The organism is Stenotrophomonas sp. SAM-B (assembly GCF_013387485.1).
Taxonomy (GTDB): Bacteria; Pseudomonadota; Gammaproteobacteria; order Xanthomonadales; family Xanthomonadaceae; genus Stenotrophomonas; species Stenotrophomonas maltophilia_AA.
Genome location: NZ_JABBXB010000061.1, coordinates 1 through 426 on the forward strand (window position 1 = coordinate 1; position 426 = coordinate 426).

The window sequence follows — 426 nt, forward strand, 5'->3', positions numbered from 1 at the left end:
AGCAGCTAGGAATCTTGGGAATGGGCGAAAGCCTGACCCAGCAACGCCGCGTGGGGGATGAAGGCCTTCGGGTCGTAAAGCCCTTTTGCCAGGGACGATAATGACGGTACCTGGCGAATAAGCCACGGCTAACTACGTGCCAGCAGCCGCGGTAATACGTAGGTGGCGAGCGTTGTCCGGATTTACTGGGCGTAAAGGGCGTGCAGGCGGCTACGTAAGTCCGGCGTGAAATCCCATGGCTTAACTGTGGAACTGCGTCGGATACTGCGTTGGCTTGAGGATGGTAGAGGCCATTAGAACTAGCGGTGTAGCGGTGAAATGCGCAGATATCGCTAGGAATGCCGGTGGCGAAGGCGGCGACCTGGGTAGATACTGACGCTGAGGTGCGAAAGCGTGGGGAGCAAACAGGATTAGATACCCCGGTAG

General features: G+C 57.5%; 1 rRNA gene. It reads left to right on the forward strand.

What is annotated here, in order from left to right:
• Positions 1-426, forward strand: a 16S ribosomal RNA gene (locus HH110_RS19240); the annotation flags it as partial.